The organism is Mangrovimonas xylaniphaga, assembly GCF_001280435.1.
In the GTDB taxonomy this organism is placed as follows: domain Bacteria; phylum Bacteroidota; class Bacteroidia; order Flavobacteriales; family Flavobacteriaceae; genus Mangrovimonas_A; species Mangrovimonas_A xylaniphaga.
In genome coordinates, this window is the sequence record NZ_LBIP01000013.1 from 158,303 (window position 1) to 183,220 (window position 24,918).

Annotated in this window: 29 protein-coding genes; 20 read left to right on the forward strand and 9 right to left on the reverse strand. The window is 37.2% G+C overall.

Going from position 1 to position 24,918, the window contains the following annotated elements:
* Positions 1-125: 125 nt before the first annotated feature.
* The 5 genes from tpiA to ZA06_RS00780 are packed head-to-tail and all read right to left on the reverse strand — an operon-like array spanning position 126 to position 4,385.
* Positions 126-875, reverse strand: a complete 750-nt coding sequence (tpiA, locus tag ZA06_RS00760; protein WP_053975509.1) for a triose-phosphate isomerase — start codon at positions 873-875, stop codon at positions 126-128.
* A gap of 50 nt (positions 876-925) precedes the next feature.
* On the reverse strand, positions 926-1,417 hold the full coding sequence (locus tag ZA06_RS00765; RefSeq protein WP_082331968.1) for a TlpA family protein disulfide reductase: 492 nt from the start codon (positions 1,415-1,417) through the stop codon (positions 926-928).
* Between the two features lie 26 nt (positions 1,418-1,443).
* Positions 1,444-2,520, reverse strand: a complete 1,077-nt coding sequence (locus tag ZA06_RS00770; RefSeq protein ID WP_053975510.1) for an ABC transporter permease — start codon at positions 2,518-2,520, stop codon at positions 1,444-1,446.
* Between the two features lie 4 nt (positions 2,521-2,524).
* The gene (locus ZA06_RS00775) at positions 2,525-3,841 is read right to left on the reverse strand and encodes a BT_3928 family protein (RefSeq protein WP_053975511.1); all 1,317 of its coding nucleotides are present in this window, start codon (positions 3,839-3,841) and stop codon (positions 2,525-2,527) included.
* 7 nt (positions 3,842-3,848) lie between these two features.
* The gene (locus ZA06_RS00780) at positions 3,849-4,385 is read right to left on the reverse strand and encodes a DUF1599 domain-containing protein (protein WP_053975512.1); all 537 of its coding nucleotides are present in this window, start codon (positions 4,383-4,385) and stop codon (positions 3,849-3,851) included.
* A 154-nt stretch (positions 4,386-4,539) separates the two neighbouring features.
* Between ZA06_RS00780 and folP the strand changes: the two genes are divergently transcribed.
* The 4 genes from folP to ZA06_RS00800 are packed head-to-tail and all read left to right on the forward strand — an operon-like array spanning position 4,540 to position 7,635.
* Complete coding sequence (gene folP, locus ZA06_RS00785) at positions 4,540-5,364, forward strand: dihydropteroate synthase (RefSeq protein ID WP_053977011.1); 825 nt, start codon at positions 4,540-4,542, stop codon at positions 5,362-5,364.
* Between the two features lie 7 nt (positions 5,365-5,371).
* The gene (locus tag ZA06_RS00790; RefSeq protein ID WP_053975513.1) at positions 5,372-6,040 is read left to right on the forward strand and encodes a hypothetical protein; all 669 of its coding nucleotides are present in this window, start codon (positions 5,372-5,374) and stop codon (positions 6,038-6,040) included.
* A gap of 35 nt (positions 6,041-6,075) precedes the next feature.
* A complete protein-coding gene (cdaA, locus tag ZA06_RS00795; protein WP_053975514.1) occupies positions 6,076-6,858 on the forward strand; it encodes a diadenylate cyclase CdaA in 783 nt (260 codons plus the stop codon).
* A 3-nt stretch (positions 6,859-6,861) separates the two neighbouring features.
* Positions 6,862-7,635: a DUF3667 domain-containing protein gene (locus tag ZA06_RS00800; RefSeq protein ID WP_053975515.1), complete on the forward strand. Its 774-nt coding sequence runs from the start codon at positions 6,862-6,864 to the stop codon at positions 7,633-7,635.
* 25 nt (positions 7,636-7,660) lie between these two features.
* Here ZA06_RS00800 and ZA06_RS00805 read toward each other — a convergent pair whose 3' ends face one another.
* The gene (locus ZA06_RS00805) at positions 7,661-9,427 is read right to left on the reverse strand and encodes an ABC transporter ATP-binding protein (protein WP_053975516.1); all 1,767 of its coding nucleotides are present in this window, start codon (positions 9,425-9,427) and stop codon (positions 7,661-7,663) included.
* Positions 9,428-9,435: 8 nt separating this feature from the next.
* The gene (gene truA / locus ZA06_RS00810; RefSeq protein ID WP_053975517.1) at positions 9,436-10,179 is read right to left on the reverse strand and encodes a tRNA pseudouridine(38-40) synthase TruA; all 744 of its coding nucleotides are present in this window, start codon (positions 10,177-10,179) and stop codon (positions 9,436-9,438) included.
* 105 nt (positions 10,180-10,284) lie between these two features.
* Here truA and ZA06_RS00815 point away from each other — a divergent pair, with 105 nt between their 5' ends.
* Positions 10,285-10,776, forward strand: a complete 492-nt coding sequence (locus ZA06_RS00815; protein WP_053975518.1) for a metallophosphoesterase family protein — start codon at positions 10,285-10,287, stop codon at positions 10,774-10,776.
* A gap of 84 nt (positions 10,777-10,860) precedes the next feature.
* Here the strand turns inward: ZA06_RS00815 and ZA06_RS00820 are convergent, their stop codons facing one another.
* Positions 10,861-11,271, reverse strand: coding sequence for a DUF4293 domain-containing protein (locus ZA06_RS00820; protein WP_053975519.1), 411 nt, complete (start codon positions 11,269-11,271; stop codon positions 10,861-10,863).
* A gap of 221 nt (positions 11,272-11,492) precedes the next feature.
* On the opposite strand from ZA06_RS00820, the gene rho reads away from it, so the two are divergent.
* The 12 genes from rho to ZA06_RS00880 all read left to right on the forward strand — a co-directional run bounded on the left by rho (position 11,493) and on the right by ZA06_RS00880 (position 20,840).
* Entirely contained in the window at positions 11,493-13,190 is a 1,698-nt protein-coding gene (gene rho / locus ZA06_RS00825; protein WP_053975520.1) for a transcription termination factor Rho, read from the forward strand.
* Between the two features lie 117 nt (positions 13,191-13,307).
* Positions 13,308-13,613, forward strand: a complete 306-nt coding sequence (locus ZA06_RS00830) for an ArsR/SmtB family transcription factor (RefSeq protein WP_123812126.1) — start codon at positions 13,308-13,310, stop codon at positions 13,611-13,613.
* An 86-nt stretch (positions 13,614-13,699) separates the two neighbouring features.
* Positions 13,700-13,936, forward strand: a complete 237-nt coding sequence (locus tag ZA06_RS00835; protein WP_053975521.1) for a thioredoxin family protein — start codon at positions 13,700-13,702, stop codon at positions 13,934-13,936.
* 70 nt (positions 13,937-14,006) lie between these two features.
* Positions 14,007-14,981: a permease gene (locus tag ZA06_RS00840; protein WP_053975522.1), complete on the forward strand. Its 975-nt coding sequence runs from the start codon at positions 14,007-14,009 to the stop codon at positions 14,979-14,981.
* A gap of 109 nt (positions 14,982-15,090) precedes the next feature.
* Positions 15,091-15,633 carry a Crp/Fnr family transcriptional regulator gene (locus ZA06_RS00845; RefSeq protein ID WP_053975523.1) on the forward strand — a complete coding sequence of 181 codons (543 nt, stop codon included), beginning with the start codon at positions 15,091-15,093 and terminating at the stop codon, positions 15,631-15,633.
* Positions 15,634-15,700: 67 nt separating this feature from the next.
* On the forward strand, positions 15,701-16,354 hold the full coding sequence (locus tag ZA06_RS00850) for a head GIN domain-containing protein (RefSeq protein WP_082331892.1): 654 nt from the start codon (positions 15,701-15,703) through the stop codon (positions 16,352-16,354).
* Positions 16,355-16,390: 36 nt separating this feature from the next.
* On the forward strand, positions 16,391-17,680 hold the full coding sequence (locus ZA06_RS00855; protein ID WP_082331893.1) for a retropepsin-like aspartic protease: 1,290 nt from the start codon (positions 16,391-16,393) through the stop codon (positions 17,678-17,680).
* Between the two features lie 102 nt (positions 17,681-17,782).
* Entirely contained in the window at positions 17,783-18,262 is a 480-nt protein-coding gene (locus ZA06_RS00860; protein ID WP_053975526.1) for a hypothetical protein, read from the forward strand.
* Between the two features lie 122 nt (positions 18,263-18,384).
* On the forward strand, positions 18,385-19,089 hold the full coding sequence (locus ZA06_RS00865; RefSeq protein WP_053975527.1) for a hypothetical protein: 705 nt from the start codon (positions 18,385-18,387) through the stop codon (positions 19,087-19,089).
* 273 nt (positions 19,090-19,362) lie between these two features.
* Positions 19,363-19,803, forward strand: coding sequence for a TraB/GumN family protein (locus ZA06_RS00870; RefSeq protein WP_053975528.1), 441 nt, complete (start codon positions 19,363-19,365; stop codon positions 19,801-19,803).
* A 215-nt stretch (positions 19,804-20,018) separates the two neighbouring features.
* Entirely contained in the window at positions 20,019-20,507 is a 489-nt protein-coding gene (locus ZA06_RS16850) for an erythromycin esterase family protein (RefSeq protein ID WP_394332249.1), read from the forward strand.
* 27 nt (positions 20,508-20,534) lie between these two features.
* The gene (locus ZA06_RS00880) at positions 20,535-20,840 is read left to right on the forward strand and encodes a hypothetical protein (protein ID WP_053975530.1); all 306 of its coding nucleotides are present in this window, start codon (positions 20,535-20,537) and stop codon (positions 20,838-20,840) included.
* On the opposite strand, the gene ZA06_RS00885 is transcribed toward ZA06_RS00880, so the two are convergent.
* Positions 20,806-21,432 (reverse strand): LysE family translocator, encoded by a 627-nt coding sequence (locus ZA06_RS00885; protein ID WP_053975531.1) that lies wholly within the window; start codon positions 21,430-21,432, stop codon positions 20,806-20,808. The genes ZA06_RS00880 and ZA06_RS00885 overlap by 35 nt on opposite strands.
* Positions 21,433-21,540: 108 nt before the next feature.
* On the opposite strand from ZA06_RS00885, the gene ZA06_RS00890 reads away from it, so the two are divergent.
* The 3 genes from ZA06_RS00890 (at position 21,541) to ZA06_RS00900 (ending at position 24,828) form a co-directional block, all read left to right on the forward strand.
* Entirely contained in the window at positions 21,541-22,404 is an 864-nt protein-coding gene (locus ZA06_RS00890) for a LysR family transcriptional regulator (protein ID WP_053975532.1), read from the forward strand.
* A gap of 406 nt (positions 22,405-22,810) precedes the next feature.
* The gene (locus ZA06_RS00895) at positions 22,811-23,518 is read left to right on the forward strand and encodes a DUF6090 family protein (RefSeq protein WP_168155192.1); all 708 of its coding nucleotides are present in this window, start codon (positions 22,811-22,813) and stop codon (positions 23,516-23,518) included.
* A 431-nt stretch (positions 23,519-23,949) separates the two neighbouring features.
* Positions 23,950-24,828 (forward strand): helix-turn-helix domain-containing protein, encoded by an 879-nt coding sequence (locus ZA06_RS00900; RefSeq protein ID WP_053975534.1) that lies wholly within the window; start codon positions 23,950-23,952, stop codon positions 24,826-24,828.
* The last annotated feature ends 90 nt before the right edge of the window (positions 24,829-24,918 follow it).

The following is a 24,918-nucleotide window of genomic DNA, read 5'->3' on the forward strand; positions in this document are numbered from 1 at the left end:
GTTAAAATTTTTGCAAATTTAGGAAACCTAGAATAGCCACCACACTTTTTAACGTTTTCATAAAAAAATCCCATAGCCAAAATTTCGACTATGGGATTACTATTTTATGTTTGAAAGCCTAGGACTTAAAACGCATTTACAATAGCAAAGAAATCATCGGCGTTTAACGAAGCGCCTCCAATCAATCCACCATCAACGTCTGGTTTAGAGAAAATTTCCTGGGCATTCGCAGGTTTTACACTTCCTCCGTATAAAATAGAAACTTCATCGGCAACCTCAGCACCATATTTGTCGGCCAAAGTCTTTCTGATAAACGCATGCATATCCTGTGCTTGCTCCGGGGAGGCGGTTTCTCCTGTACCAATGGCCCAAACAGGCTCATAGGCCAAAACAATATGTTCAAAAGCCGAAGCATCCAAATGGAACAATGCATTAGCAATTTGAGAACCTACAACCTCTTGTTCTTTTCCTGCCTTTCTTTCTGCCAACTCTTCACCAAAACAGAAAATAACACGCATATCGTTTGCCAAGGCTGCATCTACCTTTTTGGCCAATAGCTCATCTGTTTCGTTAAAGTATTCTCTACGCTCGCTATGACCTAAAATCACCGTTTTTACCCCCACACTTTTTAACATACTCGCACTTACCTCTCCTGTGTAGGCACCACTTTCCGCAAAATGCATGTTTTGGGCAATCACTTCAATATCGCTGTCCTTCAAGGCTTGGTAAGCAGGCCAAAGGTTGGTAAATACTGGAGCAATCATCACTTCAGCATCCGATGTAATCGTTTGTTTTTTCAGTTCAGAAATCAATGTTTCTGTCATGGACAAATCATTGTTCATTTTCCAGTTTCCTGCTACAATATGTTTTCTCATTTTAATGCTCACCTTCTGCTGAAGGACTTTTATTAATTAAACTTTTGTTTTTATTTTAATGCTTCAATAATCATGGGGTCGTCAGCTTTTACTGCACGAAACAGGCTAATAGTCCCTTCTGGTGACACCACCATATATCTAGGAATCCAATCCAGATTGGCAAAACTGCCAAAATCCCCCTTTCTTCCGGATTGCATATAATAATGCTCTCCAGCTATCCCATATTTTTCTAGTGCAAATTTCCAGGATTCGATAGACCTATCCAATGATAAAAATAAGTAAACCACATTTTTTTCCTGTTCCTGCAAACTTTTCACCTTTGGCAAGCCTTGTAAACAATCCTTGCACCATGAGGCCCAAACATCTATCAAAATGGTTTTGCCTTGGTATTTTGTTAGTATCTGCTGAAAAGAGATTTCCTGTCCGTCAAGCGTTGTAAAAGTATCCTCTAGAGCGGCTTGGGAGAATGTAGTAGGGACTTCCTGGGCTTTACAGCCAATGCAAACGAAAAGAAGAAGGACTAAAATTTTTATTGATTTCATAACACCCCTGTTTTCTTGCCCAGACCCTATTCCAATTTTATCTTGGGATCGAGCCAAGCATAAATAATATCTACAAAAATATTAATAATTACGAAGAGGGTGGCAATAATCAGCACCGAACCCATAATGACGGGAAGGTCCAAAGTGTTTAGGGCATTCACGATTTCCTTTCCCAAACCGTTCCAACCGAATATATATTCTACAAAAACAGCACCTGCCAACATGGAGGCAAACCAACCGGAAATGGCCGTTACTACAGGATTCATGGCATTTTTGAGGGCATGTTTTTTTATAATTTGAAATTCGCTCAAACCCTTAGCCCTTGCAGTCCTGATATAATCTTGGTTAAATACTTCCAACAAGGAATTTCGCATCAACTGAATGACCACTGCCAACGGACGAATCCCCAATACAATGGAAGGTAATATCAAGTTTTTCCATTTAATATGGATACCTTCCCCAAAATCATCCATTTCATATAGACTTCCGGTCATTTCCAAATGGGTGTATTTGTGCAATACAAACCCAAAAAACCAAGCAAACAAAATGGCACTGAAAAAAGAAGGCACACTCATTCCCAAAGTACTCAACACCTGAATGATTTTGTCCAGCCATTGATCTTTGCAAAGTGCTGAAACGATTCCTAAAAATATCCCCACACCAATGGCGATGATTATGGATGAAATAGCCAATACAAACGTATTGGGAAGCGTCTCAGCAATCACTTGACTGACCTCTTTCCCCTGTTTGGTAAAGGACTCCCGTAAATAAGGTAGTTTTAAAACAACATTGGTCTTCCCAACTTCAAAAAGTGTCATCGCAGAGTATTTCCCAGGCCTTAAAAAAGTATAATCCTCAGGGTTTGTAGAATGGAAAGACACCGGTGACAAATCGTTTAAATAGTAAGCATATTGGGTGGAAATTGGTTTGTCAAAACCATATTTTGCCTTAACGGCCGCCAATTGCTTACTATCTTCATTTTGCCCCAACATCATTTGGGCAGGATCGCCTGGCAATACATTAAATAAAAAGAAAATGACGGTCACCACTCCAAACAAAGTGAGCAGCGCATACCATATTTTATTTAACAGATAATTGACCAAGCAGCTAGTTGTCTTTAAGGGTCACTTTTATAGCTCCTGTGGCTTGCTCATCAGCTTCCAACTCAAGTTCTTTTAACAAAGTGCTGTCCTTGATAACTTCCATTTGTTGGATCATAGTAGAATCCAAAGCCTCTACAGCCTCTTTGGTAGCACGTTCATCATTGATAAAATACACAATGTGCTCCTCTACTTTTTCAACCTTAGGCTCTGGTTTGCGAGCAACTTTAGGAAGGTCTAAATCATCAACATCGTTCCAATGTACTTTCTGCATGATGGTACCTTTCTCCAATACCAACACTCCCGGATTGGAACGTACGATGGTTTTCAACACCTTTTCATCACATAAATAAAAATCGAAATCTAATTTATAGTCAGTTTTTATCTTTTCCTTTACAGTAGCTCCCGAAGCCGATAAACCAATGACGGTATATCCATTTTCAATGGCCTTATCGGTAACCGCTTTCAAAACGTCTAAACCTTGCTTTTCGGCATTTTCCAAGCTATAGCTTACCACCATTACCAAATGATCTTCTTCAAGAAAATGTGCCGTGAAGTCATCATCTTCCGACTCTATGGAGAAATCCAAAATAGTAGGCTCGTAACCAGGTTCAATAACCGTTGTTTCAACACTGATGTATTCCCCGTCTACACTTGGGTAGCTTCCGTTGGTCACAAATTCTTTTTCTTCACCATTCACCTTGAACAACCATTTCCACTCCATAACTGGTTCTTTAGCGCCTTCTGGAATACTCATTTTTTCCTGAATATTACTTCCTACGCTATAGGCTCTAAAATCGATAGCAGGCAAATGCATCAGCACATGGTAAGCAAACCACATACACACAATAAAGCTCAATAGCGATACCATGGTCACTCCCAACTTACTGAAGATTGGCTTGATATACCTAACGTTGAAGAATAGCACCAATATCAGCACCAACAAAATCACGTCTTTTGTAAAGGATTCCCATGGGGTTAGTTTGATGGCATCCCCAAAACAACCACAGTCCTTTACCTTATCAAAATAAGCTGAGTAGAACGTCAAGAATGTGAAGAACACAATCATGCCCAACAAACTCCATACAGTGAATTTAGGTTTGTAGCCCACCAAAAGGAACACTCCCAAAACCACTTCAAAAATCACAACGAACACCGAAATCCCCAAAGCATAAGGCTCCAAGGAAGGAATGTTCAACACGTCGTAGCTAAAGTATTCTTGAAGCTTATAGGAAAACCCAAGTGGGTCGTTCAATTTTATAAATCCTGAAAAAATAAAAAGTGCCCCTACCAAGAGACGGCAAATGTTTACTATAAATTTCATAAAAAGCTTATTGGGTTAAATGAATCATGGCAAATACCGAGTAGTTGATCATATCCTGATAATTGGCATCAATCCCCTCACTCACCAGTGTTTTGCCCTTGTTGTTTTCAATCTCTTTTACGCGAAGTAATTTTTGAAGGATCAAATCCGTAAGGCTGCTCACACGCATGTCTCTCCAAGCCTCACCATAATCATGGTTTTTGTCCATCATGAGTTGTTTAGTCAAAGCAATCTTTTCATCATACAATTTGGTGGCTTCCTCAACAGACATATCTGGTTTTTCAACCACACCCTTCTCCAATTGAATCAAAGCCATGGTGCAATAGTTGATAATTCCAATGAATTCACTGGTTTCATCTTCGTCAATCTTTCTTACGTCGTTTTCCTGTAATCCGCGAATGCGTTGGGCTTTTATAAAAATTTGGTCTGTTAGGGAAGGAAGTCTTAAAATGCGCCACGCGCTCCCATAATCTTTCATTTTATTGATAAAAAGGGCTCTACAGGTGGCAATGACTTCATCGTATTGTTTTGAAGTTTCTTGCATTGAATACATTTAATTTTCCGTAAATTTCGCATAAAAAACTTTAAACATCAAAGTTTAGGGTTTAAAGTTTGGGTGATGTCCAAAAATGTATTGGGATTTTCTTTTTTCTCAAATAAGCGCCTTAATTTTGACACTTCATTCCTCCTTAAAAACCATGACCATAAATTGCAAAGGACAACTTGTAGAGCTTTCAACCCCAAAAGTAATGGGGATTTTAAACGTGACCCCCGACTCTTTTTACGATGGTGGCAGCTACAAAAATGAAAAGGATATTTTGGATAAAGTAGCCTCCATGCTCAAGGATGGCGCCACATTTATCGACTTAGGGGCATACAGTTCACGCCCAAATGCCGCGCATGTTTCCGAAGCTGAAGAACTGCAACGCAGTGTTCCTATTGTGGAATTGATTTTAAAGGAATTTCCTGAGACCTTAATTTCCATAGATACCTTTAGGAGCAAAGTGGCCAAAGCCTGTATTGAAGCAGGTGCAGCCTTGGTCAACGATATTTCAGCGGGCCTATTGGATGAGAACATGTTGTCTACCGTAGCAAAACTTCATGTGCCATATATCATGATGCATATGAGAGGGACGCCGCAAACCATGCAACAGCACACCCAATATGAAAACCTAACCAAGGACATTCTGTCCTATTTTGGGGAGCGTATGGCTGCCGCAAGAGCTTTGGGCATCCACGACCTTATTGCCGATCCGGGATTTGGGTTTTCAAAGACCTTAGCCCAAAATTACGAGCTACTACAACACATGGAACTCTTTAAAAACTTGGAGATCCCGTTTTTGGTAGGCATTTCCAGAAAATCGATGATTCACAAAGTTTTGGACACCACTCCAGAACACGCTTTAAACGGCACAACGGTTTTAAACACCATTGCCCTACAAAAAGGCGCTTCCATTTTGCGTGTACACGATGTCAAGGAAGCTATGGAATGTGTGCAACTTTTTAATCAACTAAACTCTTAATCTCAAAATGAAATATTTCAGCTTATTGGCATTGATGCTCTGTTTGTCCTGTGGCAATGACAAACTGGTTATGTTACCGGAAATCGAACATGCCAGCATCACTAAAATCCATGATGTATCTGCCGCTTACCTATTTTATGATGAAACTTTGCCCGACAGTATCGAACTGAACCGTAAAAATTTGATCAGCACCACCAATTGGCTGATCAATGTAGACAAGCGATTGACTTTGGAACAGGCCATTCCCAAAATCATGCTTTTACAGGACAAAAAGCGCAATGCAGAGCTTCACAAAAATGAAAATGCCAAGAACTATTTCACCTGTAATGATACCAGCATCCAAAACTTGGGCTTTTTGGAATTCACCGAAGTTATTTACGATACCATTGCCCCAACAATACCTGATAGCAGTTCAACAAAAAAGATGTCTTTGCTGAAATTCCACAACCCAGAACATATCGAAATTCTGAGTTCAGATACAGAGGTTTTAAATATAAATTTAGAACAGCTCATACGTACTCTGGAAGATTCTTTGTCACTACAAAACACTCCAAGAATCCTAACCTTGGCCATTGAAAAGCACAATACTTTTCAGGACTACATCTCTTTAAAATCTATACTTTCAAACGCTGAAATTAGCCCCGATACAATAGACAACAGAGAATTTATTTATTAATCTTATTTTGTTACATTTACAAAAACACCTACGCCTTGGAGAACTTAAAATTTTGGGATTTTAGTATTGTAGACTTTATAGACGTCTTTCTGGTAGCTATCCTTCTTTACTATGTTTACAAGCTCGTAAAAGGCACCGTAGCCATCAACATTTTCATTGGGATCATGATTATTTACTCCGTTTGGAAGATAACGGATTTGCTCAATATGAAAATGCTCCACAACATTTTCGATGGCTTTATGAAGGTGGGAATTATTGCTTTGATAGTCGTCTTCCAACCAGAAATCAGGAAGTTTTTGTTGATGGTAGGTTCTACTAATTTAGGAGGCAAGCGAAAGATTTTCAGTAAAATGAAATTCCTCAAAAATGAGGTGGAAACCAACACCGATATTACAGCGATTGTAAATGCTTGCACAAGAATGGGCTCCACGCAAACAGGAGCACTTATCGTTTTGGAACGAAATAATAATCTGGACTTTTTAACAGGAACTGGTGATGCCATGAGTATTGGCGTAACCCAACCCATTATTGAAAGTATCTTTTTTAAGAATAGCCCGCTGCACGATGGGGCCATCATTATTGAAAATAATGTGGTAAAGGCCACACGGGTTATTTTGCCTGTAAACAATGAAAAAAACATCCCGCAGCGTTTTGGTTTACGCCATAGGGCGGCTATAGGGATCACGGAAAAAACCGATGCTTTGGCTTTGGTGGTGAGTGAGGAAACGGGGCAGATTTCCTATATTAAAAATGGAGAGTTTGTAATGTTTAAGGATCCTGATGATTTAGTGGGAATGCTCAAACGAGATTTGGCCTAAAGCATGGAATGCAAAAACTGCCATACACAGCTTTCTGAGGTTAGTTTATATTGCAACCTGTGTGGTGGAAAGGTCATAAAAAATCGCCTGACTTTAAAAAATCTATTAGAATATTTTACGGAGACTTTCCTAAACTACGACAATCAGTTTCTTCAAACCTTTATAGCACTTTTTAAAGTTCCAGAAGATGTCATTATTGGCTACATCAATGGAGTCAGAAAAAAGTATGTAGATGTTATTAGCTATTTTGCCATTGCCCTGACCGTATTAGGAATTCAATATTATATATTATCCCATATATTCCCTAAAACCTTTGAAATGGGGGCATTGCTTCATGGAGGCTCAGAAGAACTTCAAAAGAAGAATTTTGACTTTATGATGGAGTACCAATCCCTTTTCTTTATGCTCTACATTCCTGTTCACGCCTTGATATCCCGCATCGTGTTTTACAATGTCAAGACCTTTAACTATACAGAGCACCTGGTTATATTTTTATACCTTATTTCCCAATCGTCTATTTATGGTGCTATTATTATGGTATTTTTAGCTGCCTTTGGCATTCACTACAATGACATTTCATTATCAGTAATACTCCCTTTGCAAACCATCTACATATCGTATTGCCTCATCAGACTGTTCAAACTGAATTTCAAGCAATTCCTGTTTCGATTTCTAATATTCCTTGCTGTTGGGGGAATCTTCTTTATAATCTACACCCTATTGTACATAGGCATTCTATATCTAAATGGAGACATGCATTACCTCTTCGAGGATTAAATAGATACCATAAAAAAGAAAAGGATTAAGAAGCCACTTCCTCTTTCATAAACTGCACTTCATACAGATTTTTGTAGTATCCATCTGTTTTCTTGAGCAATTCTTTATGAGTACCCTGCTCCACTATTTTCCCTGCATCCATCACCAAAATCATATCGGCCTTTTTGATGGTTGCCAACCTATGGGCAATGACAATAGAAGTTCGGCCTTTGGTGATTTTATCGGTAGCATCCTGAATCAATTGTTCGGAATGGGAATCGACTGAAGATGTGGCTTCATCCAATACCAACACACTAGGATTGGTAACATAAGCTCTTAAAAAGGAAATCAATTGACGTTGCCCCGAAGACAACATGACACCACGTTCCTTCACATTATACTGATAACCGTTAGGCAAGCTCATGATAAAATCATGAATTCCAATATTCTTGGCTGCAGTTTCCACCTCTTCCTGTGTAATATTCGGATCGTTTAAAGTGATATTGTTGAAAATAGTATCGGCAAACAAAAAGACGTTTTGTAACACCACGGCAATCTGCGCCCTTAATGATTTAAGCGTCATATCCTTGATGTCAATCCCATCGATTAAGATATGTCCACTTTGAATATCATAAAAACGATTCAACAAATTGATAATGGTAGATTTTCCAGCACCGGTAGCACCAACAATGGCCACCGTTTGTCCTGCTTTCACCTCAAACGACACGCCTTTCAGCACTTCTTCATTTTCCACATACGAAAAACGCACATCCCTAAAGGATATATCCCCTTTAAAATGTTCGGCTTCCAAAGAGCCGGTATCGTCTATTTGAGAGGTTGTATCCAACACCTTAAACACCCTATCGGCCGCCACCATACCCATTTGCAAGGTATTGAACTTATTAGCTATTTGGTTCAAAGGTCTGAACAACATAGGAATCATCATGATAAAAGCGGTCAATTCACCCACCGAAGCTGTGCTGTCGTTTATGACTTGAAGTCCACCATACCACACCACTAACCCAATGGTAATGGAAGATAGAAATTCGGCTACTGGAAAGAAAATGGAGTTATACCATACCGTTTTCAACCACCCTTTTTTATGGCGCTCGTTAATGGCCATGAAGTTCTTGTACTCAATATCTTCTCGGGTAAACAACTGCAAAATCTTCATTCCCGTCACACGCTCCTGAACAAAACTGTTTAAGTTGGAAACTTCCGTCCTTACATCCTGGAAAGCCAACTTCATGTACTTTTGGAAAATTCTAGTTGCAAATAACACCAAGGGTAAAGTAGTAAAGACAATTAATGACAATTCCCAATTCATATAAAACATCATTGCTCCCACAGCGAGCATTTTAAGGACATCACTAAAAATCATAAAAAGGCCTTCCCCAAAAATATCAGCAATACGTTCCATATCGGTTACGGCTCTTGTAATCAGGATTCCCACGGAAGAATTATCAAAATACTTCATTTTGAAACTTAGCATATGCTTGAAAAGTTTCACCCGAATATCCTTTACTACCGATTGTCCCAACCAGGAAGCATAATAAATGAATAGCAATTGGCAAACTACCTCCAACACCAATACCAATACCATTAATAGGATATAGTTCAAGAAGCCATCATACTCGTGGGTTGCCATTTTTGTATCTATGGCCAGCTGTAAAATTTTTGGACGTATCGCTCCAAAAACAGCAAGCCCCACTACAAAAGCCATCGTCCACCAAAACACTTTTTTGTAAGGGCGCGTATAGTGCATTAAGCGCTTGAACAAGGTGACATCAAAAACATTTCCTTTCTTGGACATAACTTACTTTATAGTTTTATTGATTCGGGATAGACCACCTCCGTTAAATATAATCCGTGTGCTGGTACCGAAAAACCAGCTTCACTTCTACTCTTGGATGCGATAATTTGATGCAGATCTTCCAAAGAAGTTTTGCCTAAACCTATGTTCACCATAGTGCCCACAATGGCTCTTACCATGTTTCGTAAAAACCTATCGGCGGTAATGATAAAAATAAGCTCTCCATTGGCCTCCTCCCACATGGCTTCCTTGATATCACATATATATGTTTTTACATCTGTGTTGGTCTTGGAAAAACACTGAAAGTCCTTATACTGTTTCAATATTTCACAGGCTTCATTCATCTTTTCCACATCTAAAGAAACGGTCATTAAATAAGCATAATCAAAAGAAAACACATTTTTACGATTGGAAATTTTATAATGATAAGTCCTTCCAGTAGCATCAAAACGTGCATGGGCATCTTCCTTCACCCTGAAAATATCATGAATAGCGACATCCTTTGGCAGAAACGAATTTAGTCTGAATACCAAGTTAAGGTCTTCCACCACTTTATCGGTATCAAAATGGGCAAACATCTGCGAGGCATGCACCCCAGTATCCGTTCTTCCCGCTCCTACAATCGCTATGTCCTCCTGCAACAACATAGACAATGCCTTTTCCAAAACTTCCTGCACCGAAATGGCATTGGGCTGGTTTTGCCAACCATGGTAGGCCTTGCCGTTGTATGACAATTCAATAAAATATCTCAATCGAAAATCTTAATTTTGCTTATGAACCCACAAAGATAAAGTTATTCCCGCTAAGGCAGGAATCTAATATTTAAAAAAAGGAAAAACGCTTTTCCATTCCTAAAGATGAAACGGATACTTTTACTCTCAGATACCCACAGCTATATGGATGACGACATCCTGAAATATGTTAAACAGGCCGATGAAGTGTGGCATGCAGGAGATATTGGTGACTTAAAAGTAACAGACGCCATTAAAGCCTTAAAACCTTTAAGAGCTGTTTATGGGAATATTGATGACACCAAAGTTAGAACCGAATTCCCCGAAAACAATCGTTTTATGTGCGAGGATGTAGAGGTATGGATTACCCATATTGGAGGGTATCCGCCTCGATACAACCCTAGGGTAAAACCAGAGATTTACGAAAATCCCCCAAGGCTATTTATCTGCGGACACTCGCATATACTAAAGGTTATGCCCGATAAGAAATTGAACCTACTCCATATGAATCCCGGCGCCGTGGGCACCCATGGCTTTCATAAAGTAAGAACCATGCTGCGTTTTACCATAGATGGTCCAAAAATTGACAATTTGGAAGTGATAGAATTCAAACGCTAAACCCTCTTTCAAAATACCCCATAAAAAAACCCAGAACTTTCGCTCTGGGTTTTTTACGCACTAAAATAATTAAGATATAAGGTTTTATCGTAATCGATCTACAGATTTTACAAGATCTTCATCCTTTTTGATGGCTTTATTGGCTAAAACCAAAAATACGATAGAAAAGATAGGAAGAAGAATCCCAATACCTTTCTCAGAAACATCTGCTTCTCCAGATAAATTTAGAGATTGATATACAAATAATCCTAATAAAATAAAGTTCAATATGATGTTAAGTCGTCCCAATACAAATTGTGACTTCCTATTGTTATATCTAAATACAGACACCAAAGATAATATTGCTGACAATAAAAACAAACCTAAATACAATATATTGTCTTTGGCAAAAAAAGGTGCCCCTTCAGAGGTAGTCCATAAATGGAATACAAAACTCAAACCGGCCGAAATACCAGTAGCAATCAATAAATAAACAGTTTGAATACGCTGTAGCATCTATTTTTAAAAATTTAGCCACAAAACTAAGAGTTTCTTTTTAAAAGATGTATTAAATTATAAAATAAAATTGTATTATTGCATAAGTAAGCTGCTACCCAAAAGGTTTACAGCCTATTAAATCTTCAGATTTTTTTCTAGTTTTTCCCATTTATTTCAATTTCAGAAAACTTCGAATCAAATCAATTCAGTAAATATTACATTATTTTTTATTAATATACATGTTTGAAATTTCGCAATTAAAGGAAAAGAAGCTTTCCGAGCTACAGGAAATCGCTAAGCAATTAGACGTACCTAAGTTCCGCACCCTTAAAAAATTGGATTTGGTATACCAAATCCTAGATCATCAGGCAGCCAATCCGGAAGCCTTCAAAAAAGAAATCATCGCTCAGGCCAGCACTAATGAAGCGCAACCTGAGAAAAAAGAAACCGCTCCGGCCAGCACGAATAAATCGCAACCTGAGAAAAAAGAAACCACTCAGCCCGAAAGAGCCCCTAGAAAGAAAAGAGAGCGCATAAAAAAACCAGCCACACAACAAAAAGAACAACAGCAAATGGAATTTGCTGAAGCCAAAAAAGAGGCCGCTCCTGCCCCTAAAGAACCTAAAGCAGCCGAAACAGCTGCCCCTGCAGTTGCCGAACAAAAGAAAACCAACGACAAGAACATCAAACAGCGTCCTAAAGAGTCTGACAAAAAGCAACGCAACGACAACAAGCAAAATCAAAGAGATAACAAAAACGAACATCAAGGAAACAACGGTAACAAGGACACTAGAAACCGCTACCGTGAACCTGATTACGAATTTGATGCTATTATAAAAAGTGAAGGCGTTTTGGACATCATGCAAGACGGTTACGGTTTCCTTCGCTCATCAGATTATAATTATTTGTCTTCACCTGACGATATTTATGTATCGCAATCACAAATTAGATTATTTGGACTAAAAACCGGAGATACCGTTTTAGGACATGTACGCCCTCCAAAAGAAGGTGAAAAGTATTTCCCGTTAATTAAAGTAAGTAAGATTAATGGTCAAAAACCTGAAGTGGTGAGAGACCGTGTTTCTTTTGAGCACTTAACACCTTTGTTCCCTCAGGAGAAATTCAATATCGCTGAAAAACAAGCCACTATTTCTACAAGAATTATGGATTTGTTCTCTCCTATCGGAAAGGGACAACGTGGAATGATCGTTGCTCAGCCAAAAACTGGTAAAACCATGCTTCTTAAGGATGTGGCAAACGCCATTGCGGCAAACCACCCAGAAGTATACCAAATGATTTTGTTAATTGACGAACGTCCAGAGGAGGTTACAGACATGCAACGAAACGTGCGTGGTGAAGTAATTGCTTCGACGTTTGATAAAGAAGCTCACGAACACGTAAAAATTGCCAATATTGTATTGGAAAAAGCCAAACGTTTGGTTGAATGTGGTCACGATGTGGTAATTCTTTTGGATTCCATTACAAGATTGGCTAGAGCCTACAATACTGTACAGCCTGCCTCAGGGAAAATATTAAGTGGTGGTGTTGATGCCAATGCCCTTCACAAACCAAAACGTTTCTTTGGAGCTGCGCGTAATATTGAAAATGGAGGTTCCTTGACCATTATCGCAACTGCATTAACCGAAACAGGTTCTAAAATGGACGAGGTAATCTTTGAAGAATTTAAAGGAACAGGTAACATGGAACTGCAATTGGATAGAAAAATCTCCAACCGTAGAATCTTCCCTGCTATCGATCTTACCTCTTCAAGTACCCGTAGAGACGATTTGTTACTGGACGACAACACCATTCAAAGAATGTGGGTAATGAGAAAATACCTTGCCGATATGAACCCTGTAGAGGCTATGGAGTTTATCAACGATCGCTTTAAACAAACCAGAAACAACGAAGAGTTCCTGATCTCCATGAATGGATAGAAATTGAGTATTTGAACATTGTATATTTAACCCCATGATATTCTTCGTGGGGTTTTTAAATTATCCAATAAATTCTACATATTGTTCTATATCTTAGCAAATAAAAACAAAAAAAACATGTCTAACATTCCTAAAAATGAGTATTTCACAAAAGAACAAGAACTCACGGCAAGATTTGCCAAGGCATTGGCACACCCCGTACGGATTGCCATTTTGGAATTGTTACATTCTCAAGCCTGTTGCTATCACGGAGATATGGCAGAGGAACTTCCTATTGCAAAATCCACCCTGTCACAACATTTAAAGGAACTCAAAGAGGCAGGCCTTATCCAAGGAGACATTACCCCTCCTACGACGAAGTACTGTATTCACAAAGAAAATTTTGCCCTAGCCAAATCCCTTCTTAGCAAAGTCTTTGGCTAAAGTTTTTTTTAAAAATACTGTTCGTATTATTACGAACTTTTGATATATGTTCGTATCTTTACGAATAGAATCATACCTTCAAAAAAATGACACAGATAAAAGTCTTAGGTCCTGGTTGTGCCAAATGCAAAATCACCTACAACAATGTTCTGGAGGCTCTTAAGCAAACCCACAAAGAAGCTCAGGTAGAAAAAGTAGAAGACATTGAAGAAATGTTGAAATACAATATCATGTCCACACCTGCGCTGGTGATTGATGATGAAATAAAAATCAAGGGCAGGGTGCCACTTACAAGTGAAATTGTAGAGCTTTTAAAAAACTAATCCTTTTACTATTGAAAAAAAGAGAACCTTTGGCCTCCGTCTAGATGACGAAGACTCCAAAATATGAATTATGTTCAATTGGATACAACAGTTTGCGGATTGGCTCATTTATAGCGTTTTTGGCTTGGCTCCAGAATCCCATTTGGCAAAAGCGCTCAATTTCTTTGTCTACGACAGCTTAAAAATAGGGTTACTGCTTTTTTTTATGGTGCTCCTAATGGGAATGGTGAATGCCTACTTCCCTGTGGAGCGCCTTAAAAATTACCTTTCAACAAAAAAACTATTTGGCTTGGAATATATCTTCGCCTCTTTTTTTGGAGCCATTACCCCATTTTGCTCCTGCTCCTCTGTACCATTGTTCATAGGGTTTGTACGGGGAGGGATTCCCTTAAGCGTTACTTTGGCCTTTCTCATCACCTCTCCTTTGGTAAATGAAGTAGCCATAGCCATGTTCCTTGGCTTGTTTGGACTAAAAACGACCCTCATTTATGTAATATCAGGAATCTTATTGGGCTCTGTTGGCGGTTGGGTATTAGGGAAATTCAACCTAGACCCCTTGCTCACAGATTGGGTAAAAAAACTACTAACCCAAAACCAACAACAGTCGCTATATGAAGAGGAAACTTCAAGTTTTATGCAACGTTTGCCTAGTATAGCCAGAGATGCTTGGCAAATTGTAAAAAGCGTGACCCCATATGTTATTTTAGGCCTTGCCATTGGAGCAGCCATGCATGGCTATGTCCCTGAAAACTTTTTTGAACACTATTTGAGCGGCTCACAATGGTGGACAGTACCATTAGCCGTCATACTCGCGGTTCCCATGTATGCCAATGCCGCTGGGATTGTGCCAGTCATCCAAGTATTTGTGGCCAAAGGCATCCCTCTTGGTACCGCAATTGTCTTTATGATGGCCACCGTGGGACTCTCCTTTCCTGAGGCTACCCTACTCAAAAAAGTAATGACTACAAAACTCATCGCCATCTATTTTAGTGTGGTAACATTGTTTATCATATTATCGGGATTCCTGTTTAATGTGCTGCTTTGAAACTTTCCCCTGTTTCATTTATGTGAATTGCCCTTGAACAATTCCAAACAACACAGTAACTGTTACAAATTCAATAATTTGTCGTCTTATAGCCATAAAACCACATAAGATGGCATTTTCAATAGAACAATTCTTAAAATCCGGTCACGACATTGAATATTCCAAAAACGATTACATCTTACGTCAGGGCGACATATCGAAAAGAGCCTACTTTGTCAAAGAAGGCGTGGTAAGGCATTTTGTTATTGATTTAAAGGGAAATGAAAAAACCATAAGACTTTCCAAAGAGAATGATTTTTTCTATTCCTCCAACATCAGTTTTTGGACAGGGGAATCATCGTATATAAACTGTCAGGCCCTATTAAATGCCAAACTGTTATACTGGACAAAAGAAGAACTTGACAGCCTAAGTAGTTCTCAACCAGATTTTCTCGCTTTTGAAAGTGCCAAACTAAAGGAGTTCATTATTGAAAAACACAAAAAAGAACTCGCTGGTCTTACTCAAAATGTCACACAAAGGCTCTTGGAATTCAATGCCCTGAACAGCTCCCTTTTTAACCGTATTCCCCACCATATCATTGCATCTTATTTAGACATGACCCCAGAAACATTGTCGCGGATAAGAGCCAGATTAAAAGCTGTAAAATATTGATTTAGATCAATGTAAAGACATTTTCAGCATCATAGTTTTGTTTCATCAATCATAAAAACGTAAAACAATGACAAAACAATCCGTATTTTCACTAGCCTTTGCCCTATTCCTAATGTGCGCCTGTTCCGTTGATACCATTGAAAGATCAGGTATTGAAACCACCCAATCCAGAGAGTTGCCAACCTTCACAAAAATTGAAAGTGAAGGTGTTTTTGAAGTCAATATCATCCAGAGCAGCGACCAATTGGTGGAGATCACAGCCGACAATAACATCATTCATTTGGTTAAAACAGAAGTAAGTAACAATACCCTAAAGTTATACTTGGACGAGGATAAAAACTACAGAGACATCACGGTAAAAGCCACAATTCATGTAGAAAATATTACCAGCATTAAAAATTCAGGTACCGGAGACATTACCGTGATGGATGTCGACCTAGCAGGCAATTTTAAAATCGATAATTCTGGAACTGGAGACATTTCTATATACGGGATATCCGAAGGTCTAACCTTTACAAATGAAGGCACTGGAGACTTTCACGGCTTTGATTTCTTTATAGACCACGGCGACATAAAAATTGAAGGCAGCGGCGATTGCGAAATCAATTGCAGCAATCAGTTGAACGTAAACATTGAAGGTAGCGGTAATATTTATTATCTTGGTAATCCCGTTATCTCCGCCCAAATTACAGGATCTGGAGAAGTGACTAATGTCAATTAAAAGAGTTCAAAACCAACCTAAACAATATAGTCATTTATGAGATACTTGATGCTTTCCATTATAGCAATAACGCTGTCCTGTGCCCAACCCACCAAAAAACCACTTAATGATAACAAACTAACCCAAGAATTGGATAGTTTAATTGAAGTACAGGACTTCTTTAAATTAAAAAAGCAGTATCGCTCTCAAAAAAATAATTTGAGCAAAGAAAATAGCCTCTACTATGAAGCTATCATTCTAAATCGGTTTAACGACTTGGAAGCATCCAATTCGAAAATTGCTGAACTGCTCAAGATGGAAACATTACATCTAAATGATACCATGTTCAATACCCTATACAACACCAAACTGTTAAACCACGTCAATCTATATCAGTACAAAGAAGCAGCTGAAGCCAGTGAACACATCTTAAAAAACTATCGTCTTGTCAATGACTCCTCTAAAATTGAAAATTTAGAAAACGAATGGAAGATTTGGACATCTCTATCATCCATACCTCCTCAAGAAATCATCAAAAATGAGGACGCCACAATCCCCATGACCAAAGACAAGGTTGGACTTTTTAATATCGATGCCTCCATTAACAATAAAACCTACAATTACATTTTTGATACGGGTGCCAATATTTCGGTGATAAAGCGATCCCTTGTAGAAGAGCTGGGCCTCACCTACATCGAATCTAACTTTTATGTCACGGCCTTCACAGGAGAAAAGGTAGATAGTGACCTAGCTATTGCTAAAGAACTCAGCTTAGGAAATCTCACTTTTAAAAATGTGGTATTTTTGGTTTTGAATGATGAGGACATTTCCTTTCCTCAGATAGAGTACTATATCAACGGAATTATTGGCTTCCCGGTTATTGAAGCCATGGAGGAAGTACGCATTTCAAAAGACAATACCATCTCTACTCCAAAAACACCAATTGACTATAAGCAAAACAACTTTGCTTTGGACGGTCTGACACCTATAATCGCTGTAGAATACCAAAAAGACACTTTAAGCTTTGGGTTTGATACGGGCGCCAAAAGCACCTCATTATATGCCCCATTTTTTAGAAAATATAAAAAGGAGATTGAACAGCACTATACTTCCCAAACCTTTACCTCTGGCAGTGCAGGTGGCATTATTGAATTTGAAGGTTATATTATGGATAGCATCCCCTTAACCATTGGTAATTCCAAAACAACTTTAAGCAGCATACAACTTCATAAAAACGATATAGAAGCAGACGCCGATCATTTCTATGGCAATCTTGGTCAAGACTTTATAAAACAATTTGATGAAATGATCATAAGTTTTAAATACAGCTCGGTTATTTTTAAATGAAAGAAACCAAATAAATCTCAGTTATTATAGAAGGAATTTTCTTAAATTTATTCCAACCTTTTTATTAAAGGTATTTGCGAGTAATCCTTAACCAACCCATACATGAAACCTGAGTTTACCGAACAACAAAAATTCACCCAATGGTGGCTTTGGCTTATTTTAATTCCCATTGGCATCATGCCACTTGTGGGCATTTACAAACAGTTCATTCTGAAAGAACCTTTTGGGGACAAACCCATATCAGACCTCGGACTTATGGGCTTCGCTTGTTTTATCTTTGCTTTGGTTGCACTTTTTTTTGTCATGAAATTGACAACCCGAATCAACAAAAGCTGCATTGAAATGAGTTTCTTTCCCTTTGTAAAAAAGACCACCAAATGGAGCGACATCAAAACAGCCCAGGTAATCAATTACGGGTTTGTTGGAGGTTGGGGCATCCGTCTTTGGACCAAATATGGCACCGTCTACAATATGAAAGGCAACAAAGGCTTGGCTATTGAGCTTTTAAATGGTAAAAAATTCCTGATAGGCACACAAAAGGAAGCGGAATTAACAAGTATTCTTAAAAAATTGGGTGTTTGAGAACAGTCTATCGTCTTTTCTGAATCAACAATAACCTTTATCCTAACTAAAAGTCATGACCGCTGTAATGGATATTAAAAACATTATGTTTAGCCCTATGTTGTCTATAAATTATCTTGATTATGAATAAAATTATTTTAAGAACATTAGTTTTTGCTGTTTTGATTTTTGGATGCAATGCTGATAAAGCGAAGACTATCATAGGAATAAAACAAGTTAACTGCGAGAGTCCAACTGATGCCATAGTAAAATTCAAAGAACTAAAAGAAAGTGATGTTTCATTAGCTGTATTAAACTATGCAAAAAGTAAAAATATTGAATTTAGCAATTTAGAAGAAAAAGAAATTTCTGACTGGATCAATAACACTGTATTCAGTGACCAACGAGGTTATTCAGGAATTAAAGAATGGAATATTAATGATGATGATATTTGCTTTGTACAAAATTTGAAAATTAAATCAGCTTCAGACTCCACTCAAGTTTCTGAAGTTGACATCAAAATATGCAATTCAGTTTTAACTAAAGATGTTTCTGCTGGGAACTACTGGGAATTTGATTTCGAAAATTTTGTAATTCACCTAACTTATTGTTTCGATGCAATAGAGTTTATTAAACCAGTGGGCTACTATGAAATTTTAGATAAAAATGGACAAATGGAACGCTCTTTAAAGACAAACCTAAGAAAGCATAATTGTGTAGTTCATATCAACTTGACATTTATAGACAAAAAAAGCAATACAGAATTTCATAAGCAAATCTTATCTGATAATGGCCTTTTATATACCGATTTTAGAAACTGGAAAAACTCTAGACAACACCGGCTATAATCCATTACCAGCTCTTAACTATTCCTTTAAAAACCTCTCGGATTTTGTTTATACCCGTTCCTCAAGTTATAGCCAAACGGTTCACTATTCCCTCTACCCGTCACTTAGAGTACTATTGACACAGGAATCAGTGTATCGAGAAGTCGCAAATCACTAATTCTTACAAGCGTTGGATAAATTTTATGATTATTTTATAGATTTTTCTTACACATTATAAGAAAGAACTACTAACTTCATCAACATAAAACCATAAACATATATGCCGGCAACAAGATGAAAAAAGCAATAACAACCTTATTCCTAATCTTTACTCTAAATTCCATTTTTGCTCAAATCGAGAAAGACATCTATGAATTGAATCCAATGGAAAATCTTTTAACCAAGGATGTAAAAGAAATTCTAGACTCAAATTTAACAGACAAAAAAGTTGTCTTCTTAGGAGAGGCTGAACATCATATCGGCTCAGATTTTTTAGCTAAAACTCAATTTGTAAAATATTTAGTTCTAGAAAAAGGATATAAAGACATTGCTTTTGAAGGCGACTTTTTCAGACTTTATTTTGAGCACGATAAGATTAATCTATACTCCTTTTGGTCTCGCTCCTTACAATGCGAAGAACTATTTGAATTTTTAAAGGAACACAACGTTACAATTTGGGGCTTTGACAATCAAATGGGTTCTGGATATACTTGGGATAATTTCACAAAAAACTGACTGAATTCCTTAAAACCAACGCCATTAATTTTGAAGAAAATTTTATTGCAACAACTGAAACTTACATCAAAAACAGGCAAAATGCCAACAGGTCTCTTGGTAAAACAGATCTGGAATATTTAGTCAATGAAGTTGAAAAACTATTAAAAGATGACAAAGTTATTCAGGACAAACTTTGGTATCAATTTTTAGAAAGCTTCAAAAGCGATATTATCATAAATTCAACGCACTCCAGAATTGCAAAAGCAATCCCGGTTAGGGATACTCAGATGGCAAAAAACCTTGATTTTCTGGTTAAAACAATGCCTGAAAAAAAATTCATTGTATGGTTAGCGAATGCCCATATGGCAAAATATGAATACGATTTTATGAAAGGCCAAACTATGGGAGGTCAGTTTGTAAATTTAAATCCAAACATATCTTATCATATTGCAATTTCTTCTATCAATATGCCCTACAGAACAGGAAAAAGAATAAAAAGATGGAGCAATGACCAAGAAAACTTGCTTAACCTGCTACCATCAACTGAAAAAAACTACTTCATCGATTCCAAACAGCTAATTACCGACCATCCAGATTATGCCGACAAGAAATATGATGGAATGTTCAACCTTGAAGAAAATAAAACCAATTGCTTCAAACATTTTGATGCCTTAGTTTTTGTTGGAAAAGGAGAAAAAGTAAAATATCCTGAAGTAAAATAATCCACATTTACCTAGAACTCATAAAATTTGATTTCCATTGAATACACAGTCAAAGACCACGGTTGGACCAATGCACAAATAGGTAACGGTACCATAATTGAAGAAATTCATGCCTCCTATCTTCATGATACATTTGCTGACTTCGCCAATGCTGCCATTCATCTCTTAGAAAAAAAGCAACAGACAGTAGTGTTCTTTAGGGAACCAGGAGAAAGTCAACTAATTCTTAACATGATCAATGAAAAAGAAATAACCCAAGTTTTACAGTACAGAATTGTAGACCTACAGAGCTCACAATTTAAATTTTGGCCAAGGCTATTTTTATTCCCATAGCTATAAACACTAAACCTGTCAATTTATTCAACCATAATCCTGATTTTGGGCTGTACTTTAACTTTTGGCTAAAAACACTGGCGAATATTGTTAAAATTGAGAACCAAACCATACCGATTACGGCATAGGTAGTTCCTAAAACCAAAAAAGGAATTGGGCTATCCATTTGTTTTGCTTCAATAAATTGAGGAAAAAACGCCAAAAAGAATAATGCCACTTTCGGGTTTAAAGTATTGGTTAAAAATCCTGCCCAAAAATCATTTTTTGAAGTTTCACCTCCTGTTTTGATCTCAGTTGGAAACCCATCCTTTTTGTTTTTCAACTTTAAAACCCCTAAATAAATTAAATAGCCGGCACCTAAAAACTTGATGAAAGCCATAGCAAAAGTTGATTTTGCAATAAGCACGGACAAACCTAAGGCTGCAACCAATGTATGTACCAAAACGCCAGCATTTATACCTAAAGTAGCATAAATGCCCGATTTTCTTCCTTGACCTATTGACTTGTTTAAAACAAAAATGGTATCAAAACCGGGAGTCATAACGAAAAACAAAGCCGTTACCATAAAAGTTATTAAATTTTGAATGCCCATAAGGTTTGATTGTTTAGGGTTACTAACATATTTGCAGCAAAGAAACGGTTTTGACGTACTTCAAAAAATACATATTTTTGACTAACTAATGCTAAAAATGCATTAATCATGACAATTCAACAAATAGAATATTTTTTAGTCCTAGCCAAAGAACTTCATTTCTGGAACACAGCAGAGAAAGTTTTCATATCACAATCTTCATTAAGCAGGCAAATCCGAGCCTTGGAAGATGAATTACAAATACAGCTTTTTGAAAGGGACAAAAGAAATGTCAAGCTTACCAATGCGGGCAAATTTCTTCAAGAACAGTGGACGGAGCAAATAAAGGAGTTTGACCAAGTGATAAGGCAGGCAAAAAAAATTGACAAAGGCGGAGCAGGAACCATTGCCATAACCTATCCCGGCTCCATTGCCTATGAATTTTTACCGAACTTCCTAAAGGCTATAAGTGACCATTTACCCGATTTGAAAATGGAACTCATAGAACCAACCGATGAAAATCACGAAAAGTTTTTATTGGATTATAAAGCCGATTTAGCCTTTAGTAGAGACCAAATCAAGAACGCCAATATTGATTCGCAAAAGCTCTATTCAGAACCAATTTGTTTGGTGGTACCAAAAGCACATAGATTAAGCAAGGATAACTTGACGGGATTGGAACACGAAAAGTTCATTATTTCGGGCCTGCACCAAACCACTTTTTTTGCCTCATTATTAAGGTCGTGGTTTTCTAAAAACGGACTTGAACCCAAAACAATTGTTGAGTCAGACTTTGGAGGAATGATATTGAACCTTGTTTCAAAAGGACTTGGTATTTCAATCTTACCATTATCGTTTCAATCTGCACAAATAGAAAATGTTAAGTTTATAGAATTGGAAGAAAACATAGATTTATACATTAACTGGCGCAAAAAGGAACTGAATAATACCATTAAAACGGTTGTTGAACTAGCTAAAAATGTGACAAAATAATAAAAACCACCCCGCTACTACGCGACATCGAAGATTCAGCGAAGCTAATGTATCCCTTTCCCTAAACTATAAGCCAAAGGACGCACTACTCACTACTCACTACTCACTACTCACTTCCCCGTCACTTCGAGTGCTGTTGACGCAGGAAACAGTGTATCGAGAAGTCACCACACACGATTCCGTCACCCTAAGCTTGTCGAAGGGTCCTCCACTCATCATCATAACTTTTAATAACTCATAGTATGTTCTTATTCACCAATGGGAAAAACAACTAACTTTATAAATAATAAAAACAACCAAAACCTATATAGGCCATAAACGCAATGTGTTTGGCCATATGTTGGGCTTCATTATAACCAACTATCAATATATGATAAAATTCTTTAGAAAAATACGCTACGAACTTATGGAACAAAACAAAACTGGAAAGTATCTTAAATATGCTTTAGGAGAAATTGTACTTGTCGTTATTGGAATTTTAATAGCATTACAAATTAATAATTGGAACGAACAGAGAAAGGTAAACAATAAAGAATATCTAATCCTAAATGAGTTTCTTAATTCAATCAATAGGGACTTAAAGCAATATGAAGATTTTTTAAATCAAAGAATAGAAAGAAAAAAATCTGGATTAGATAGTCTTCAGAGGTATGTTTTTCACAAAAAAACAATTAACGATTCACTTTTTTTAGATTTTTATGCCAATTTAAGTATGGACATGTACCTGCGATTCGATAATGGGCCGTTTGAAGCTCTAAAATCAACTGGTTTAGATGTAATAAGGAATGATTCTTTAAGAACAGCAATTAATAGGGCTTACACTTCCAGATTACCTAACGCTACCTATTTTGCCAATGGCTTAAATAAGAGAACCGAATCCGAAATATCTGAATTCCAATACAAGTTTTTAAAGTTAAAGCGAGTATATCATGATAATGGACAGGAACACATGCATTTTGACCTAAAAGTCGAAGATATTCTAAATAATCAAGATTTTCTTTGGGCTTTTGATTTAGAACGTCAAAAGTATGAAGAGTATCAAAGAAGGTCAAATTCAATTAAAACTACTTTATTAGAATTAAAAACAATGATAGAAATGGAATTAGAAAAATAACGAAAGCACAACAATGCTATAAATAATTGCTTGTTCTCGCCTACTTCTGAAAATCCTCACGGGTTTTCTGTTCAACATATATTTGCAAAGTTACCATGCTTATGCGCGATTGTATCGCGTTCCCTAAGCTATAGCCAAAGAGCTCTCCACTCACTCCCCCACCACTTCGAGTGCTGTTGACGCAGGAAACAGCGTATCGAGAAGTTACTACCTTTTACCCCGTTAGCAACTCACAATATTTTCTTATTCACTAATTGGAAAAACAACTAATTTTATAAGTAATAAAAACCACCGCGCATATAACCTAGCTAAATGCAATGGTGTTTAACCCCATATGGTGCTTCATTGTAGTAAACCAACGTGCCAAGTAAAAAGTGGGTACACCACAGATCCCTTTTTATATCAATAAAAAAGACTATTTTAACTTAAAAATGCAAACAAATACATTTACAAATTTTAAAACCTTTAATAGTTTTATTGGTGCTCCAGAACCAATTAACGAGGATATTGATATTGGAAAATATCCAGAAACAACTTTGCTAAAATCGCAAGGAGTATTTATTGACTTTTACAGAATTTCCTTTAAAACCAATTACATCAATCCCGACTCCCCTGATTTTGCCCCTCAAAACCCTAAACCCATAACCGCAGTTTTTTTCAATAGTCCAGGAAAATTATACGAATGGGAATTAACCGATAAATTTGAAGGGTATTATCTTCAATTATCAAAAGAGATTATTGAAAAGAACCGCTATCTGTTTCAAAACTTTTTGGAGTATGGCTATCACGAAGCCCTATTTTTAACAAAGCAAGAAGAAAATGAAATTGTGCTACTTTATGAGAACCTAATACAGAAATCCAATAATAAAAATACTAACCAAAATGTGCTGTTGGCCTATGTCAATTTAATTCTGAATTTGGTAGAATCCTTTTATAAAAGGCAATTTACTACCGAAACAAAAAAATACAATTATATAGTTAGTGAATTTCAGCAATTGCTAAGAGACTATTATAATGGACGAATCGAGGACGTTCCTACTGTGCATTATTTTGCAGACAAAATGAAGCTCACCCCTAATTATCTGGGTGATGTGCTTAAAACTTACACTCATAAATCTGCCATTGAGACCATTCACGAGCACATTACCAAAAAAGCGAAAAAATTACTTCTTGAAAGCAACCTAACCAATGCCGAAATAGCCTTTGAATTGGGTTTTCACTATCCCAACTACTTTGCTAAGTTTTTTAAAAAGCAAACCCAGCTTACTCCAAAACAATTTAGGACAAGGCAACAATTCTTAAAAAAATAATCAAAATATCGCGCATCCGTAAAATGTTTCTTTTTAATCAGTAAATCGTTCAGCATAAACCATTTGTTATCAAGTAATTTTGGGTTGTAA